Below are 16,540 nucleotides of genomic sequence, written 5' to 3' on the forward strand. Positions count from 1 at the left end.
CCGCGCAGGCCGACGGCGCGCCGCGGGGGAGACGCCTTGCCGATAGCAAGCTAGATTGCGCCGCATGCGCCACCGCAGCCACGCTCGACTCCCTGCCGTCCTCGTCGTCGCCGCGCTCGCCGCCTCCGCCGGATGCAAGGGGAAGCCCGGCCCCAGCGGCCCGTCGCCCGACGCGACGAAGGTCCCCGACGCGCCGGCGGCGTCGGCGACGATCGACACGACGCCGCCGCCCGTCCCGCCCTCGAAGGGCGCGCTCATCGAGGACGAGCGCAACTCGATCGCCGTGTTCCGCGACGTCGCGCCCTCGACGGTGTTCGTGACGCAGCAGCGGCTCGTGGTGGACCGCTTCTGGGGGACGGCCGTCGAGGTGCCCGCGGGCTCGGGCTCGGGCTTCGTCTGGGACGCCGACGGGCACATCGTCACGAACTACCACGTCGTGGCCGGAGCGCAGTCGCTCGTCGTCCGGCTCCAGGGGGAGAAGACGTTCCCGGCGAAGCTCGTCGGCGTCGAGCCGCGCAAGGACATCGCGGTCATCAGGATCGACGCCCCCAAGGACATGCTGAAGCCGATCCAGGTCGCGCCCCTGCGCGAGCCGCTCGAGGTCGGGCAGAAGGCGATCGCGATCGGCAACCCGTTCGGCCTCGATCACACGCTGACGACCGGCATCATCAGCGCGCTCGGCCGCCAGGTCCAGGGCGTGGGCGAGGTCACCATCCGCGACATGATCCAGACGGACGCCGCGATCAACCCCGGCAACTCCGGCGGCCCGCTGCTCGACTCGAGCGGGCACCTCATCGGGATGAACACGATGATCTTCTCGAAGAGCGGCAGCTCCGCCGGCATCGGCTTCGCCGTGCCGTCGACGACGATCGCGCGGATCGTCCCGCAGATCATCCGGACCGGGAAGGCCGAGCAGGTCGGCCTCGGCATCCAGCTCGATCAGTCCCGCCGCCTCGAGCGGCGCAACGGCATCCGCGGCCTCATCATCATGACCGTCGTCCCGGGCGGCCCCGCCGACAAGGCGGGCATGCGCGGCCTCTCCGAGGGCGACCGCGGGCTCGTCCTGGGCGACGTCATCGTCGGGATCGACGGCACGCCCGTCACGGACTACGACGGGCTGTACCAGGCGCTCGACGGCAAGAAGCCGGGCGACAAGGTGAAGGTCGACGTGCTCCGCGGCCCGAGCGGCGAGAAGGCCACCATCGAGGTCGCGGTCGAGCTCCTCGGCTGAGCCGCCCTTCCCCGCCCCGTCCCCGAGTTATCCAGGCGCCGGCGGAGCTCGCCCGCTGCGGGCGAGCTCCTCTCTCAGGCCACGATCGTATCCATCAGCCCGCCTTCGAGGCTCTCGTCGCCGAAGTCGTCGAGCGGGCCGCCCTGGCCGTTCGTGCAGCCGACGGCCGCGCCGATCGTGTTGAGCAGCTTGTTGATGGTGACCCGCTGGTCGATGAACTGGCCGGTCTTCAGGTAGCCCGCGGCGCCGCCGGCGAGGATGTACGGGACCCTCGAGTAGGAGTGGTACTTGTCGGCGTTGTCGTTGAGCCACACGGCCACGCCGCGGTCGAGGAGCGTCCCCGAGCCGAGATCGTACGACGAGAGCCTGTCGAGCAGGTGCTTGAAGATCCGCGCGTGGATGCGGTCGATCTGGTGGTGCAGCTCCTGCGCGCCCTCGATCGGCGGGCCGACCTCGCCGTCGCCGTCGATGCGGTGGGAGATCTTGTGGTAGCTCTTCTGCCGCACGCCGTGGATCGTGTACTCGGTCCCGTCGTTGCCGTCGCCGACCTGCAGGGTCGCCGCGCGCGTCGCGCCGCACGCCATCGCGAGCGCGATGATGTCCATCTGCATGCGGGCGACGGTCTCCACGTTCTCGGATCTGCCGACGTCCGGGGAGATCGCCTCCATCTCCGCGATCCGCTCCGGCGGGAGCGCGCAGGCGAGCCCGACCTCGAGGTCGCGGATGCTGTCGAAGTGGAGCTGCAGCCGCTCGCGGTCGCCCTGGCTGAGGTCCTTCCGGCGCATCAGCGCCTGCATCTGCTCCCGGACCAGGTCGTTCACGCTGGCGCGGCGCGCGGCCAGCGCCTTCGCGGCCGCGGCGTCCACCTCGGCGAGCCCGAAGAGCTTCTGGTACGCCTTGTACGGGTCGCGCTCGGCGGCGCGCAGCTGCTTCGGCCCGCGGTACGAGAGCACCTCGTTGATGTAACCGGACTTCCTGCCCGCGTAGAGCGTCAGCGGCTCGACGCCCGCCGGGTTGAGCTCGGTCGCGATGCGGTTGTCGATCGACTCGCCCATCGCCAGCGACTCGTTGCCCGCCGGATCCTCCGACACCCGCGCGGCCGTCAGGCACTGGTTGCCGCCGCCGGAGTGGCCGCACCCGTTGCCCGGGAACGCGAAGCGGACGCCGCGCACCAGGATCAGCTGGCTCGCGTAGTCCTTGAGCTCGCTGACCGCCCGATCGGCCTCCGCGGCCATCGACTCGGCGGTCAGCGGGCCCGGCGCGCTGGGCCAGAACATCTCCGGCTCATCGCCGACCTGCTGCGCGACGCCGTTGGCCTGGCGCATGAAGATCGCGAAGGGCGGCGCGTCCCCCGTCCCGGCCGAGGCGCGCCGCGGCGCGAAGGTCTCCAGGAACGGGAGCGCCACCGTGACGCCGAACAGGCCTCGAAGCACACGTCGTCGGGTGATCATGGCGCCTCCGCGGGAACGCGAGCGAGGAAGGGAGTGGAGGAGACGATCCGGACGATGAGCTCCTTGGTCGAGGCGCCGCCGCGCGACGCCTCGCCGAGCTCCTCGACGAGCGCCCGGTCCTCCGCGCGCGCGCCGCGGCCGTGGGTGAACTCGAGCCAGCGCTCCGCGTAGCACCCGTGCGCCTCGCTGCTCTCGGCGAGCAGCTGGCTGAACTCGACCGCGTCCGCGTAGCTCCTCGGCTGGCCGCCGAGCGTGTAGGCGTCCGCGGAGTTGACCGGCGCGCCGTTGTCGGTCGTGCGGTACTTGCCGATCGCGTCGTAATGCTCGAAGGCGAACCCGGCGGGGTTGATGAGCACCCCGTGGCACGACGCGCCGCACGTCCCCTTGCCCGTGTGCGCCTCGACGCGCTCGCGGTTGGTCGCGAGCTCGCCCGGCGGCAGCGAGGTCGCGTCGTCGGGCGGCGGCGGCAGCGAGGCGCAGAGGATCCTCAGGTTCACGAAGACGCCGCGGTGGATCGAGTCCGGCTGCCGCGCCGTCGCCTTGGCCGCGAGGAAGCCGAGGCGCGTGAGCAGCCCCGAGCGCTCGGCCTCGTCGAGCTCCACCCGCTCGAACTCGTCCGAGAAGTCCCCCTCGACGCCGTAGACCGCGGCGAGGTGATCGTTCACGAACGCGGTGCGCGCGGTGAGCAGGTCGGTCAGCCCGCCCTCCTCGTCGAAGACGACGTGATCCACGAAGAGCTCCGCCTCGCGCTGCATGTCGTCGCCCATCTCGGGGACGAACTCGGGGTAGAGCGCCTGGTCCTTGTTGAGGTCGTGGTACAGCTCGTAGTCGTAGAGCTGCCGGTGGAACGCGCCGACGACCTCGCGGGCGCGCGGGTCGTCGAGCATCCCCTCGGCGTAGGCGCGGACGGCCTCGCGGGTCGAGAGCTCGCCCGCCTTCGCCGCCTCGAGGAGCGCGTCGGAGGGCATCGTGTTCCACAGGGTGTAAGCGAGCTTGGTCGCGATCTCGTGTCCGCCGAGCGGGATGAGCCCGCCCTCCGCCGGCCCGGCGCCGACCTCGACGCGGTAGAGGAAATGGGGGGACTGCAGGAACGCCTCGAGCGCCGCGCGGGCGCCCGCGGTGAACGGGTCTTCGCCCTCGAAGAGCTCCTCGCCGCGGTGGAACAGCGCGACGTGCGCGTCCCGCTCCTCGTCCGTGAGCGGGCGCCGGAACGCCCGCTCGCCGAACCGCTCGACGAACGCCTGCGCCCGCGCCTCCGGCGCCTCCGGCAGATCCGCGGGCGCGATCCGACCGAGCTTGCCCGGGTCGGCGGTCACCATCGCCGCGAGCTCCTCGGCGGCGCGCTGGTAATCGCCCCAGAGGCCCGGCGTCACGAGGAGCGCAGCCTCGTTGTTGTCGAACACGCCGCCGAGCGGGTCGCTCGTGAACGACGCCGAGAGGCCAGACCGGTCGTCGAGGCGCAGGAGGTCGCGCACCGTGTTCTCCCACTGCGCGTGGGTCAGGCGCGGAAACATGCTGCGCTCTGCGACCTCGGGCCCGGTCGGCCCAGTCGGCCCAGTCGGCCCGCCGGGAACGACGCCGTCCCCGTCGCCCTCCCGCGGATCACCCACGGCGCCCGTACACCCCGAGAGCAGGAGCGCGGCGACGCTCAACCCCGCGCCCAGCAGCAGCCGCCGCCACCGCGGGAAGGCGGTCAATCGACAAGCCAGTGAGATCATCGAGCTCTCCTGATGAGCAGATCGATTGTGTACGCAGGAGACACACCCCGCCGCCAGCGCGACGAGGTGGTCAATCGATAAGCCAGTGAGGTCGCCGACCTCTCCTGAAGAAAGGCTCCGAACGAACCCGGACTGCACCAGGCAGCCGACGGTGGGCGCAGCGCCGGGTGCCACGAGGCGCCCTGCTGAAGCAGGGCGACGCGGAGCAACGACGCGACGCGCCGACCATCGGCTGCCTGGCGACAAGAGGTTTCGTTCGCTCTAAGCCAAGCAGCGAGATCCAGTTATGTAGGAAATACCCTTTACTAACAACCAAAAAAAATCTCGGTCCATGGGCAGGTGCGCGACGATCGCCCTGGAGCAGACAAATCCAACGGCACCCAAAACTCTCCTTGCTCGTGTGTGTGATCTCCCATGCATGCCGGCCATCGCAGGAGATCTCGATGGCTGGCCACTCCTGACGAGGCGGTGCTGTGTCGCCGCCGCGGGAACTTCGCTGTTGCTGCCGAGCAGCGGGTTCAGCGAGCATCTGCGCGATGCGCCCCTCTCGCCGCCGCTGCTACGCCTGGTCTGCGCTGGCGCTCGCGTCGCTCGTCTCGCTCGCCGCGTGCGAGCGACGGGCAGCCCCGCCCGGGGGCGGCGCTGCGGGCACCGAGCAGCAGGCGCCTCCCGCCGCGCAAGCCGCGAGCGCGGCGGTCCCCGCCGCCGCGGTCGAGTACCTCGAAGAGATCACGGGCGGCGCGGACCGGAGCGAGGCGCTCCCCCTCGTCGTCGCGATTCACGGGCTCGGCGACAGGCCCGAGTCGTTCGCGGGTCTGCTGTCGGGCGCCGACGTCAAGGCGCGCCTCATCGTGCCGCGCGGGCTCACGCCGTACGGCGGCGGCTACTCGTGGTTTCCGCTCCAGCAGGCGCTCGCGAGCGATGAGGTCGGACAGGGCATCTTGCGCGCGGCCGCCGCGCTCGCGGCGACCATCGAGCGGGTGGCCGCCGAGCGGCCGACGCGGGGAAAGGCCATCGTGACCGGCTTTTCCCAGGGCGGCGCGCTCACGTTCGCGCTCGCGCTTCACCACCCGCGCGTGGTCGGCGCCGCCTTCCCCATGGGCGGCTGGGTCCCCTCGGCGGTGCTGCCCGGCGCAGGCGCGGCGGCTCCAGCGCTCGTCGCGCTGCACGGCGAGGACGACCGGCGCGTCCCGATCGGCCCGACGCGCGACGCGATCGCGGCGCTCGAGGGGCGCGGCGTCAAGGCGAGGCTGGTGAGCTACCCTGGCGTCGGCCACACGGTGAGCGGCGAGATGCGGCGCGACCTCCTGCAGCTCATCCGCGGCGCCGCCGCCGAGACGCGCTGACACCGTCCGGACACGGCCACGGGCCTCGCCCTCACCCGCCCGGATGCGCTGTTTCCACGGGCTCTACACGGCGCGCGCGACCTACCCTACGTTGTGCGCCCGAATGAAACAGGATCCTTCCGATCGCTTGGCGCGGTGGCTCAGCCACCCTCGCTTCTTCACGGCTGTCTTGCTCCTCGCGCTCGCCCTGGCGCTGCCCACGGTGGCGATCGCCTTCTATGCCGATGACTACATCCTGTTCTGCTACCTCGCGAAGCTGATCCCCGGCTCGCCTCCCTGGTACGATCTCTACAACTTCTTCCCCGGCGTTCCGGAGGAGACACGGGCTGCCGTCTCCATCTCCGGGCTGCCGTGGTGGACCGATCCGGGGCTCAGGATCCACCTTGTCCGCCCCCTGGCGAGCGCGCTGCTCACGCTGGAGCGCGCTGTCTTCGGCGACGCCCCGCTCGGGTACCACCTTGTCTCGATCGGGCTCTACGTCGCCCTGGTCGCGGCCGCGGGCAGGCTGTTCCTGCGGGTGCTCCCGGGCGCGACCGCGGCGCTCGCCACGCTGATCTTCGCGATCAGCGGGAATCACGTTCACCCGGTCGGCTGGATCGCGTGCCAGCACATGCTGCTCGCGGCGCTCCCGGTGGTGCTCGGGCTCTTGGCGTATCTCTGCTACCGCGAGGAAGGGTGGCGGCCCGGGCTGTACCTGGGCCCGCTCGGGCTCGGGATCGGGCTCCTCGGCGGCGAGGCGGCGCTCGGCGGAGCGGCGTACTGGATCACCTATCAGCTCGCCGGTCCCGTGCCGCCGGGCCGCGCAGAGGGCTTTCGCGCCCGGGTTGCCGGCGTGCTCCCGGTGCTCGGCCTCCTCGTGTACTTCGCCGCGTACAAGGCGTTCGGCGGCGGCGCCGCGCACACCGGCGGGTATATCGACCCGCTCACGAGCCCGCTCGCCTTCGTGGCCGCCGCGGCGGAGCGGCTGCCCATCCTGATCGGCGGCGCCCTCGTGGCCGTGCCCGCGGATCTCTCCGTCCCGCTCCCCAAGCTCCCCTTCATCGCGGTCGGGCTCGCGGCGGCCGCCGGCGTCGCCCTCCTCTACCGCGCTTGCCTCCCGGCGGTCCCCGAGCGCGAGCGGGCCGCCTTGCGCTGGCTCGTCCCCGGGGCGCTCCTCGCGTTCTTCACGAGCCTCGGGGGCTTCCCCGGGTCGCGCCTGCTGCTGATGCCGGGCCTCGGGATCGCGCCGCTCCTCGCCGTCGTCGTCCTGCGCGGGCTGCGCCGCGCCCCCTCGCCCGGGGCCGCGTCATGGCCCCGCCGCGCCGGCGCCGGGTTCCTCGCCGCCGTGCACCTCGGGATCGCGCCGCTCCTGTTCCTCGCCGCCACCTCGTCGAGCGTCGATATCGCGCGCAAGCTCGAGGACATCGCCCGCACCGCGGAGATCGACGCGCCGCCCCGCAAGCGGGTCTTCATCGCGGCCGCGTCGGATCCCATGGCAGCCATGTACCCTCAGGCGATCCGCGCCCTGGAGTCGCCCGATTCGTTCTCCTGCTGGTCGATCCTCTCGATGAACAAGGGCACCCACCGCCTCACGCGCACAGGCCCGTCCTCGTTCTCCCTGGGGCGCATCGACGGGACGATGCTGACCGGGGCGTTCGAGACGCTCTACCGCGCGCCGTCCTCGCCGATCGCCGCGGGCTACGAGGTCGGCCAGTGCGGCGCCACGATCCGGGTCGCCGAGGTCGCGGACGGGAGGCCGGTGCGGCTCGAGGTCGACCTGGGCGCGCCGCTCGAGGATCCAGGGCTCGTCCTCCTGGCGTGGCGCGACGGGAGGCTCCGCCGCGTCGCGCCGCCCGCGGTCGGCGAGGCGGTGGAGTTCCCGTGGTCGCCGGGGCCGATCGGGTTGTTCTGAGCTCTCCGATGTGATCCACGTCCCCGGAGAAGGGTTGGTAGCGCCGCTGCATCAGAAACTTGGACAGGGTCGGCGGGGTCCGGATACGAGGGACGCATGCTCGATCGCACGCCGTGGGCGAACCGCTCCTACCGATGGCGGGTACGCTCCTGAAGACTCCGTCCCTCACCGTCCGCTCCCCCGCTCCGGTCGCCGACGCGACGGCGGTGATCGAGATCGCGGCGCGCACCTTTGGCAATTACGCGAGCTTCCGCGCCGACTGCGCCGCCTGGTACGTGAACCACAGCCACTATGACTGGGACGCCTCGGTCGTCGGGTTCCTCGGTGACGCGATGGTCACCCACTGGGGCGTGTGGGGTTACCGGATGCGGATCGGTCGGGCGGAGGTGCGCTGCGGCGGCATCGGCGCGGTGGCCACCGAGGCGGCCCACCGCGGGAAAGGGCTCATGGCCCGCACGGCTCCGCACAGCCTCGACCGCATGCGCGCCCGCGGCTATCACCTCTCGATCCTGTTCGGGATCGACGACTTCTACCACCGGTTCGGCTATGTGCCGGCCTGGCCCGAGTCGCGGTGGCGCGTAAAGCTCGCCGATCTCCCGGCCGCGCTGCCTCGGCTGCGCGGCCTGCGCCGGATCCCGGCGGCGCCCACGCGGGCGCTCGTGCGGCTGCACAACCGGTGGAACGCCGGCCTCACCGGCACGGCGGTGCGGCCGACCTTTCTGCGCTCGTGGAGCGGCATGCGCAAGGACGTCGAGGCCTGGTGCTGGGGCGCGGATCGCGAGCGTCCCGAAGGGCATGTCGTCGTCCAGGCGGGCAGGAGCCGGCTCGTGTGCGCCGAGGCGACCGGCGCGCCGGACGCGGCGCTCTCGGCGCTCGGGGCCCTCTGCCGGCGGAAGGCGCTCCCCGAGCTCCGCTTCGACACGCTCCCCTACCGCTCGGCGCTCGCCGCGCGGCTCCGGAGGCTGAACAGCCGCCACGAGCAGCGGTATGCGGAAAGCGGCGCCGCGATGGTCCGGGTCGTCGACCTCCCGGGGTGCCTCGCGGCGATGGCGCCGGAGCTCTCGGCCCGGCTCGCCGCGTCGGAGCTCGCGGGCTACCGCGGCGCGCTCACCCTCGAGAGCCCCGAGGAGACGGCGACGCTCCGCCTCGACCGCGGCCGCGTCGAGGTCGTCGACGGGCGGAGCGCCGCGGCGGCGCGCAGCGCGGTCCGCGGCGGCTGGGCTGTGGCGCGGCTCCTCCTCGGCTCGGACGCGCCGCTGGAGGTGTGCGACGCGGGGGAGCTCCGGCTCACAGGAGACGCCGCCCGGCTCGTCCCGGTGCTCTTCCCGGCGCAGCACCCGCAGCTCACGCTGGCAGATAGGTTCTGAACGGCGCCGGCTCGTTCGTCTTCACCCCACCTGATACAAGGCCGGTGTACCGACATCGCATGTCGCAGCAGAGGGGGATATCACCCGCGCCCGGGCAGGGTCACGACGGCGCGGCGTCGACCTCGATGGGTCGGCTGGCGAGGAGGTCGTCGAGCAAGGCGCGCAGCGCCACCGATTGGCTGGCGGCGCGGGTGTACAGCGCGGTCGCCTGAATCACCGGCAGCTCGACGTCGGGGAGCAGGCGTACGAGCGTTCCTCCTTCCAGGTCACGCAACACGAGGAATTCGGGCACGAAGGCGATGCCCAGCCCGGCCCTCGCGGCGTCCCGCGTGACGATCATGTTGCCGGTGCTCATGCGCCAGGAGACGCGCACGGTCTCCCCGCCGACTCTCCACTGGACGATATCCGGCCGCGTGACGACGGCGGCGTGCTGGGCGAGGTCGGCGGGCCTTTGGGGCATGCCGTGCTGCTCCAGCCAGCTCGGCGAGGCGACGATGACCATGGTGACGTCGGCCAGCTTGTGGCTGATCAGCTCGCTGTCCTCGATCGCCCCCATCCGGATGGCCAGGTCGTAGCCGCCGTTGACCAGGTTGACGCGCCCGTCATGGAGGTGCAGGTCGATGCGGACCGCCGGATAACGCCTCATGAACGAGAGCAGGCGGGGCGCGATCGCCGCCTGGCCATAGGCGACGGGCGCGGTGACGCGCAGCAGCCCGGAGGGAGCCGCATGGAGGCTCTTGACCTCGGCGGTCGCCTGCTGCGCCTCTCGGACGATGGGCTGGACCTTGTCGAAGAAGCGCCTGCCCGTATCCGTCAGGCTGAGCGCGCGCGTGGAGCGGATCAGCAGCGGCGCGCCGAGCCTCTTCTCCAGCAGCGCGAGGTTGCGGCTGAGGGTCGCCTTGGGCAGCCCGAGCGCCCGGCCGGCCGCGCTGAGCGAGCCTTCCTCGACGATGCGCACGAAGATCGACAGACCGGACAGATCATCGGGCTCCCTCAACGTTCCACTCCTCGAACGCGGCCGTTCCAGGGCGCCATCTGGCGCCGTCGCGGGCATCCTCGCATACTCTGGACGTGATCCTAAGCGTGGCGGCGCCGGCGCGGCGTCCCGCCTCGCGGCGATCCGCGCCGCCGTCGGCCATGCCGGTTCCCCCCGAGGCCCCGGAGGGCGCAGCGCGTGCGCCGTCGGCTCCGCCCTGCCACGACAGCCGCGCGTGCGGCCGTCCCTGCAGCCGCTGGGCTGGCTGCAGGGGCGAGGTCGTCAGCGCTCTTCGTGTTCGCTTCGATGTCGGCCCGATTCGTCGCGCCGACGCGCGTGCCCCTGGCCGCGCCGATCGGGTCGCGCCAGCCGGCCAATCTTCGCCCCGCGAGGCATAACTTATGAATCTCGAACACTCCTCGATCAGAACCGTTGCCATGAAGGCCCCCGGTCGGATGAGCCCCGCCGCCGACGCGCCGTCGTTGGAGAGCCTGGTCTCCACTGCGCGCGAGCTCGTCCCTCGCCTCCGCGAGCGGGCCCAGCAGACGGAGATCGAGCGCCGCGTCTCGGAGGAGACGAACCAGCTCTTCCATCGCGCCGGCTTCTTCCGGCTGATGCAACCGGCCCGCTACGGCGGCTATGAGTACGGCTTCACCGCGCTGCTCGACGTGATCAGCGAGATCGGGCGGGGCTGCACCTCGTCCGCCTGGGCGTGCTCGCTCGGGGCCATCCACCAGTGGCTGCTCGGATTGTTCCCGGCGCAGGCGCAGGACGACGTGTGGAGGGAAAGTCCCCGGGCCATCCTGTGCGGCTCCTACTCGCCCATCACCTCAGCGCAGGCGGTGGATGGCGGGTACCTGATCCAGGGCAAGTGGCGCTTCGCCTCGAACATCGACAACTCACAATGGGCCATGCTGGGCGTCCAGTTCCCGAAGGAGAGCGACGCCGCCCCCGGCGCCGGCTTCTTGCTCGCGCCCCGCTCCGACTGGTCGATCGAGGACGACTGGTACGTCGCGGCGCAAGCTGGCACCGGGTCCAAGACAGTGGTCATCGACAAGCCGACCTTCGTCCCGGGTCATCGGAAGCTCACCTTCGCGGAGGCCGCGTCCGGTGCGCCTCCCGGGGCCGCGGTGAACCCCAACCGCATCTACAGCATCTCCTTCCTCTCGGCGATCCCCGTCTGCCTCGTGGCCCCGCTCCTGGGTACCGCCCAAGGCGCCATCGACGCCTTCATCGATCTCTGTGAGAACCGCGTCACGCGCGGCGGCATCGGAGGCGCGGGGGCGCTCCTGAGCCAGTTCGCTCACGTCCAGTCGCGTCTGGCCGACGCCGCCGCCGCCGTGGACGCGGCGAGGCTCGTCCTCGACCGCGACATCACCGAGGTGGAGCTGACCGCGGCCCAGGGGAGGTCCGTGAGCGTCGAGAAGCGCATCCGCAACCGGCGAGGCCACGCCTACGCGGCGAAGCTGTCGCACGCCGCCATTCAGTCGCTGTTCTCGTGCGTCGGTGGCAGCAGCCTGGCGCTCGGTCAACCCATCCAGCGCATGTGGCGAGACGGCAATGCGATCGCCCAGCACATCACGCTCAACTGGGACGCCGTGTCCACCATGGTAGGCCAGCACATGCTGGGCCTCGATCCGAAGGGGGCCTACTGAAGTACGTGGCGAGACCCGGAGCGGTACCAGACGGCGATCTGAAACCGCGGCGTTCGAGGCGTGGGACAGGTCGCCGTCTCGCTGTTCACATCGAGCTGCATCTTCATGATGAGCGCGTCGACCTGGTCAGCGACGGCCACCCAGGCGCTCGGGCGGACGCAGCCGGCCCGCGAGCGCGCCCGGTGAGCGCTGCGCAGAGAGCGCCGCATCACCTCCTCGTGAGCCGCATGAACCTCTTCAGCCGATGTCCACCATCGGCTCGCCGAGGCGCTCCGGGGCGGCGAGCTCGGACACGCATGGAGCCGGGTGGTGCTCGTCGGCCACGCCCTGCCTCGAGAGCCCCATGGGCTCGAGCAGGTGACCGGCAACGTCGAGGCGGTCGGGGCGGGGGCCGACGCCCACGATCACCAGCCACGACCGCTCAGACGATCTCCAGGAGCTCACCGGGCGCCGGGATCACGACCTCGCCGTGCCCGCGCGCGCGGAGCATCCTCGCGAGGACCTCCTGCGCCCGCGGCTCGCCGTGGACGAGCGCGATCTTGCCGAGGGGGCCGCGCTCGCGGCAGCGGTCCGCGTAGCGGAGCAGGTCGCCCTGATCGGCGTGCGCGCTGAAGCCGTTCAGGACCACGACCTCGGCCCGACGGTCCCGCTCCACGCCGAAGATCCTCACCCGCGATCGTCCCTCCACGAGCCGCCGCCCGAGCGTGTGCTGCGCCTGATAGCCGACGATGAGGATCGTGTTCTTCGGGTCCTCGATCCCGGCCTTCAGGTGGTGGAGGATCCTCCCCGCCTCGCACATGCCGCTCGCCGCGATGACGATCGAGGGCTCGGGCTCGGCGTCGATCGCCTTCGAGCCCGCGACGTCCTCGACGTAGCGAAGATCCTCGAAATCGAAGGGTGATCCTGAGCCGCGGAGGAGCGCGCGCGTCTCGACGTCGAAGCACTCGGGGTGGAGCCGGAAGACGTCGGTGAGCTTCACCGTGAGCGGCGAGTCGACGTAGACCGGCAGCCGCGGGATGCGGCCGTTCCGGCGGAGCTTCTTGAGCGCGAAGATCACCTCCTGCGCGCGCTCGAGCGCGAACGTGGGGATGTAGAGCTTGCCGCCCCGCTCGGAGGTCCGCCGGACGACGCGCGCGAGATCCTCGTCGAGCTCGTCGGTCCCCTCGTGCAGGCGATCGCCGTAGGTGCTCTCGCAGACGAGCACGTCCGCGCGCTCGGCGACCTCGGGATCGCGCAGGATCGGGCGCTCGTAGCGGCCGAGATCGCCCGTGTAGGCGACGCGCCTGTGGGCGTCGCCCTCCACGACGTCGAGCAGCGAGACGGCGCTGCCGAGCACGTGGCCCGCGTCGAGGAAGGTGAGCCGCACGCCCGGCGCGATCTCGATCGGGTGGTGGTAGGGCGCGGCGACCAGGCGGGAGATCGCCTCGACAGCGTCGTCGTCTTCGTAGAGCGGCTCGACGCGCGGCTCGTCGCTCCCCTGCTTCTCGGCGCGGCGGTTGAGGTAGCGCGCGTCGGAGACCTGGATCGCGGCGGCGTCGCGCAGCATCACGGCCGCGAGATCGCGCGTCGCCGGGGTCGCGTAGATCGGGCCTTCATAGCCGTTCTTCACGAGGATCGGCAGGGCGCCGGAGTGATCGATGTGCGCGTGGGAGAGGACGACGGCGTCGATTTCGTGGATGGGGAGAGGGAGGTGGCGGTTGCGCTCGAACGACTCGGCGCGGCGGCCCTGGTAGAGGCCACAGTCGAGCAGGATGGTCGCGTCACGCGTCCTCAGGAGGTGCATGGATCCGGTGACGGTCCTGGCGGCGCCGATGAACTCGAGGTGCACGGGCTCGATGATAGCAACCGCGCCGACAGACCGGCCAGATCATCGAGCTCCCTCGACGTTCCCCTCCTCGAACGCGGCCGTTCCAGGGCGCCGCCTGGCGGCGTCGCGGGATCTTCGCATACGCCGGACGTGCATCGAGGCCTTCCTCGATCTCTGTGAGAGCCCCGTCACGCGCGGCGGCCGCGCCGCGCGCCGTCCGCTCTGGCAGGTTTGCGGAGCCGCGGAGCCGCTGGCCGGGAGGCCGTCTCTCCAAATGGATGGAAAACTGCCAACTCATTGGCAAGGCGCCACGCGCGCCCACCGGGGTTGCTACGCTGCCGCCGGACCCGGCGACGTGGAGCGGCTGTCTGGCCGCGAAGCGCGGGCGTTCGATCCGTGGCTGGAGCGCCACCCGAAGGTCCTCGCCGAGCTACTCACAACGGGCTGCGACGAGCGCGTGGCCGCCGATACGCAACACGAGGAACAGAACCATGACCTTCACTCTTCCCGAGCTCCCCTACTCCAGAGACGCGCTGGTCCCCCACATCTCGGCCGAGACGCTCGATTTCCACCACGGCAAGCACCACAACGCCTACGTCACGAAGCTGAACGAGCTCGTGGCAGCGGACGCGGCGCTCGCGGGCAAGAGCCTCGAGGATCTCGTCCGCACGACGTCCGGCGCGGTCTTCAACCAGGCAGCTCAGGTGTGGAATCACACGTTTTACTGGCACAGCATGAAGCCGCAGGGCGGCGGTGAGCCTACCGCCGCGCTCCGTGCGGCGATCGACGAGGCGTTCGGAAGCGTGTCGTCGTTCAAGGAGAAGTTCACCGCCGCGGCCATCGGTCAGTTCGGCTCGGGCTGGGCCTGGCTGGTGAAGAATGGCTCAGGCAAGCTGGAAATCGTGCAGACGGGCAACGCCGGGAGCCCGCTCACGGAGGGCAAGACGCCGCTGCTCACGTGCGACGTGTGGGAGCACGCGTATTACATCGACTACCGCAATGCCCGGGCGAAGTACGTCGAGGCGTGGTGGAACCTGGTGAACTGGGACCACGCCGCCTCGAAGCTGTGACCGGCGCGCTCCCGCGAAGGGGGCGTCGAAGCCGCTCTGTGTCAGGCATGAGGGCGACCAGCCTGAGCTGACGCAGAGCGGGGCCGCGCGGGCGTCGGCCTCGTGAGGCCGAGATCACTCGCCCGTCCCGCGCGCGTGGGCCGGGCGCCTTGAGCGCCGCGTTCTCCTCCGAAGACGATGATTCCGGCGGTGGTGGGATGGGGATGAGCCGGCGGAGGGCGAGCGCCGAGCTTGACGACTCCGCTCGATCCACCAAGCTCGGCCCGAGCCATGAGCCACGCCCGCCACACCAGCGCCGAGATGGATGAGCTTGCCCGCGCAGCGCAGCGCGATGGGTTCTGCCTGATAAAGAACCTCCTTCCGAAGAGCCTGCTGCGCTCGTGGCGTGAGGCCTTCGCGCCGCTCCTCGACGCCCACATCGCGCGTGAGGGGCACCTCGAGAACCGGGGGCCCGGTCGCTATTACGTGACGCTCCCGTTCAAGGCCCCCTTCGCGGAGCCGCGCATCTACGAGGACGAGACGATCCTGGGCGTGGTGGAGCGCCTCGTCGGGGCCGACATGACCATGGTCCAGCTCGCGACCGACACCCCGCTCCTCGGGTCTGACTACCAGGACGTCCACCGCGACGCGCCGCCGCTCTTCCCCGAGACCGGGAGAGAGACACCCGCGTTCCAGCTCGCCGTCAACTTCCCCCTGGTCGACGTCACCGCCGAGAACGGCCCCATCGAGATCGCCCGCGGCACACACATGCTCTCCAAGGCCGAGGGGATGCGGCGCCTCGCGCAGGGCGAGGTCGCGCTCGAGCCGATCGCCATGGAGCTCGGCGACGTCATGGTCCGCGACGTTCGCGGCCTCCACCGCGGGACCCCGAACCGCTCGCGCGAGCCGCGGCCCATGGTCGTCATCGGCTACAGCCGCCGCTGGCTCTTTCGCCCGGAGGTCTCGATCCGGGTGCCCCGCGAGAGCCTCTCCCTCCTGTCCGAGCGGGCGAAGCGCATGCTCCGCTTCAATCCCATCGTCGAATCGCTCGACGCGCGCGAGGAGACGGAGGAGACCGAGGTCTACCAGGCCTTCGCCTACTGACGCGCGACGCCGCTCGCCGAGGCGCGGCCGCGCCTCACGCCGCCCCGAACTTCTCGTCCAGTTTGCTGAGCTGGCTGGTGAAGCCTTCCTTCTGCATCTCGGTGAACTCGGGGCTATGCATGGTGTCGAGCAGCACCACCATCTTCACGCGGTCGCCGAGCTCCGTGAGCTCGACCTCGATGTCGGCCTCGTAGGGCGGTACACCGGGCAAGAAGTCGATCACATTGCGGAGCACGAGCCGTGTCATGGGCCTGAGCTCGGCGAAGGTGGAGGTGACGGCGTGCGAGGGCGGCTGGCCGATCTCCGCCATGGCGCGGACCATCTCGGGCGTGGCGGCGATCATCTCGTAGCGCAGGGTGCCGCCCGGCCTCGCGTCGAGCTCCGCCACGGCGGCCCGGAAGTTTCGCGGCCCCCACCAGGACTCGAAGCCCTCTCGCGTGGTCCAGAGGTCCCAGACCTCCTGCAACGTGGCGCGGTAGGTGCGCTCGACTCTGACCTTGGATCGGGCCTGGGCTTTGACTGCGCTGTTCATGATCGCTTCCTCGTGGCTGGGCCGCCTTGAACGGCCGGGTTGTTCTGAGCTAACGCACGCTTCTTCTCGAGCGCGGCACCGAAACGATCGAGGCGCTCCTCCCAGAGCTGCCGGTAGCGGCCGAGCCAGTCGTCGAGCTCGCGGAAAGGCTCGGGACGAAGGGAGTAGAGGCGCCGCTGCCCATCGGGTCGCATCGAGACGAAACCTGACTCCGAGAGGATGCGCAGGTGCCGCGACACGCCCGACTGGTGGATGCCGGCCTTCTCCACGACCTCGGCCACCTGTTGCTCGCCAGAAAGGAGAGCCTCGACGATGCGGCGGCGCGTGGGATCGGCCAGGACCTCGAAGACGTCCAGTTGCATGTTTATGCATATACACCACGGTGCATACGTCGGTCAAGCGCCACGGCACGC

The 16,540-nt window shown here is 71.1% G+C and carries 14 protein-coding genes; 7 read left to right on the top strand and 7 right to left on the bottom strand.

Annotation, left to right across the window (positions count from 1 at the left end; translation table 11 throughout):
* Positions 1–64 precede the first annotated feature (64 nt).
* Positions 65–1,231: a S1C family serine protease gene (locus WMF22_RS22755; protein ID WP_437301164.1), complete on the top strand. Its 1,167-nt coding sequence runs from the start codon at positions 65–67 to the stop codon at positions 1,229–1,231.
* A 74-nt stretch (positions 1,232–1,305) separates the two neighbouring features.
* Here WMF22_RS22755 and WMF22_RS22760 read toward each other — a convergent pair whose 3' ends face one another.
* Complete coding sequence (locus tag WMF22_RS22760; RefSeq protein WP_438037013.1) at positions 1,306–2,682, bottom strand: DUF1552 domain-containing protein; 1,377 nt, start codon at positions 2,680–2,682, stop codon at positions 1,306–1,308.
* Positions 2,679–4,400 (bottom strand): DUF1592 domain-containing protein, encoded by a 1,722-nt coding sequence (locus WMF22_RS22765; RefSeq protein ID WP_438037014.1) that lies wholly within the window; start codon positions 4,398–4,400, stop codon positions 2,679–2,681. The genes WMF22_RS22760 and WMF22_RS22765 overlap by 4 nt, the downstream gene beginning before the upstream one ends.
* A gap of 536 nt (positions 4,401–4,936) precedes the next feature.
* Here WMF22_RS22765 and WMF22_RS22770 point away from each other — a divergent pair.
* The 3 genes from WMF22_RS22770 to WMF22_RS22780 all read left to right on the top strand — a co-directional run bounded on the left by WMF22_RS22770 (position 4,937) and on the right by WMF22_RS22780 (position 9,004).
* Positions 4,937–5,746, top strand: coding sequence for an alpha/beta hydrolase (locus WMF22_RS22770; protein WP_438037015.1), 810 nt, complete (start codon positions 4,937–4,939; stop codon positions 5,744–5,746).
* Between the two features lie 103 nt (positions 5,747–5,849).
* Positions 5,850–7,637, top strand: coding sequence for a hypothetical protein (locus WMF22_RS22775; protein WP_438037016.1), 1,788 nt, complete (start codon positions 5,850–5,852; stop codon positions 7,635–7,637).
* 134 nt (positions 7,638–7,771) lie between these two features.
* Positions 7,772–9,004: a GNAT family N-acetyltransferase gene (locus WMF22_RS22780; protein ID WP_438037017.1), complete on the top strand. Its 1,233-nt coding sequence runs from the start codon at positions 7,772–7,774 to the stop codon at positions 9,002–9,004.
* 100 nt (positions 9,005–9,104) lie between these two features.
* Here WMF22_RS22780 and WMF22_RS22785 read toward each other — a convergent pair whose 3' ends face one another.
* Positions 9,105–10,001: a LysR family transcriptional regulator gene (locus WMF22_RS22785; RefSeq protein WP_437301170.1), complete on the bottom strand. Its 897-nt coding sequence runs from the start codon at positions 9,999–10,001 to the stop codon at positions 9,105–9,107.
* Between the two features lie 380 nt (positions 10,002–10,381).
* On the opposite strand from WMF22_RS22785, the gene WMF22_RS22790 reads away from it, so the two are divergent.
* Positions 10,382–11,635 (top strand): acyl-CoA dehydrogenase family protein, encoded by a 1,254-nt coding sequence (locus WMF22_RS22790; protein ID WP_438037018.1) that lies wholly within the window; start codon positions 10,382–10,384, stop codon positions 11,633–11,635.
* 237 nt (positions 11,636–11,872) lie between these two features.
* On the opposite strand, the gene WMF22_RS22795 is transcribed toward WMF22_RS22790, so the two are convergent.
* Both WMF22_RS22795 and WMF22_RS22800 read right to left on the bottom strand, forming a co-directional pair.
* Positions 11,873–12,037 (bottom strand): hypothetical protein, encoded by a 165-nt coding sequence (locus WMF22_RS22795; protein WP_437301172.1) that lies wholly within the window; start codon positions 12,035–12,037, stop codon positions 11,873–11,875.
* 19 nt (positions 12,038–12,056) lie between these two features.
* Positions 12,057–13,463, bottom strand: coding sequence for an MBL fold metallo-hydrolase RNA specificity domain-containing protein (locus WMF22_RS22800; protein ID WP_438037019.1), 1,407 nt, complete (start codon positions 13,461–13,463; stop codon positions 12,057–12,059).
* 470 nt (positions 13,464–13,933) lie between these two features.
* Between WMF22_RS22800 and WMF22_RS22805 the strand changes: the two genes are divergently transcribed.
* Positions 13,934–14,512 carry a superoxide dismutase gene (locus WMF22_RS22805; RefSeq protein ID WP_437301174.1) on the top strand — a complete coding sequence of 193 codons (579 nt, stop codon included), beginning with the start codon at positions 13,934–13,936 and terminating at the stop codon, positions 14,510–14,512.
* Between the two features lie 270 nt (positions 14,513–14,782).
* A complete protein-coding gene (locus WMF22_RS22810) occupies positions 14,783–15,595 on the top strand; it encodes a phytanoyl-CoA dioxygenase family protein (RefSeq protein WP_437301175.1) in 813 nt (270 codons plus the stop codon).
* Positions 15,596–15,629: 34 nt separating this feature from the next.
* Here WMF22_RS22810 and WMF22_RS22815 read toward each other — a convergent pair whose 3' ends face one another.
* Positions 15,630–16,127: an SRPBCC family protein gene (locus WMF22_RS22815; RefSeq protein ID WP_438037020.1), complete on the bottom strand. Its 498-nt coding sequence runs from the start codon at positions 16,125–16,127 to the stop codon at positions 15,630–15,632.
* The gene (locus tag WMF22_RS22820; RefSeq protein ID WP_438037021.1) at positions 16,124–16,489 is read right to left on the bottom strand and encodes an ArsR/SmtB family transcription factor; all 366 of its coding nucleotides are present in this window, start codon (positions 16,487–16,489) and stop codon (positions 16,124–16,126) included. Before WMF22_RS22820 ends, WMF22_RS22815 begins: the two co-directional genes overlap by 4 nt.
* Between the last annotated feature and the right edge of the window lie 51 nt (positions 16,490–16,540).

The organism is Sorangium sp. So ce204 (genome assembly GCF_051526795.1).
Lineage (GTDB): Bacteria > Myxococcota_A > Polyangia > Polyangiales > Polyangiaceae > Sorangium > Sorangium cellulosum_B.

Coding starts and splice junctions, on each gene's coding strand:
- WMF22_RS22755 (WP_437301164.1), top strand. CDS start 65: ATGCGCCACCGCAGCCACGCTCGACTCCCTGCCGTCCTCGTCGTCGCC.
- WMF22_RS22760 (WP_438037013.1), bottom strand. CDS start 2,682: ATGATCACCCGACGACGTGTGCTTCGAGGCCTGTTCGGCGTCACGGTG.
- WMF22_RS22765 (WP_438037014.1), bottom strand. CDS start 4,400: ATGATCTCACTGGCTTGTCGATTGACCGCCTTCCCGCGGTGGCGGCGG.
- WMF22_RS22770 (WP_438037015.1), top strand. CDS start 4,937: ATGCGCCCCTCTCGCCGCCGCTGCTACGCCTGGTCTGCGCTGGCGCTC.
- WMF22_RS22775 (WP_438037016.1), top strand. CDS start 5,850: ATGAAACAGGATCCTTCCGATCGCTTGGCGCGGTGGCTCAGCCACCCT.
- WMF22_RS22780 (WP_438037017.1), top strand. CDS start 7,772: ATGGCGGGTACGCTCCTGAAGACTCCGTCCCTCACCGTCCGCTCCCCC.
- WMF22_RS22790 (WP_438037018.1), top strand. CDS start 10,382: ATGAATCTCGAACACTCCTCGATCAGAACCGTTGCCATGAAGGCCCCC.
- WMF22_RS22805 (WP_437301174.1), top strand. CDS start 13,934: ATGACCTTCACTCTTCCCGAGCTCCCCTACTCCAGAGACGCGCTGGTC.
- WMF22_RS22810 (WP_437301175.1), top strand. CDS start 14,783: ATGAGCCACGCCCGCCACACCAGCGCCGAGATGGATGAGCTTGCCCGC.
- WMF22_RS22815 (WP_438037020.1), bottom strand. CDS start 16,127: ATGAACAGCGCAGTCAAAGCCCAGGCCCGATCCAAGGTCAGAGTCGAG.
- WMF22_RS22820 (WP_438037021.1), bottom strand. CDS start 16,489: ATGCAACTGGACGTCTTCGAGGTCCTGGCCGATCCCACGCGCCGCCGC.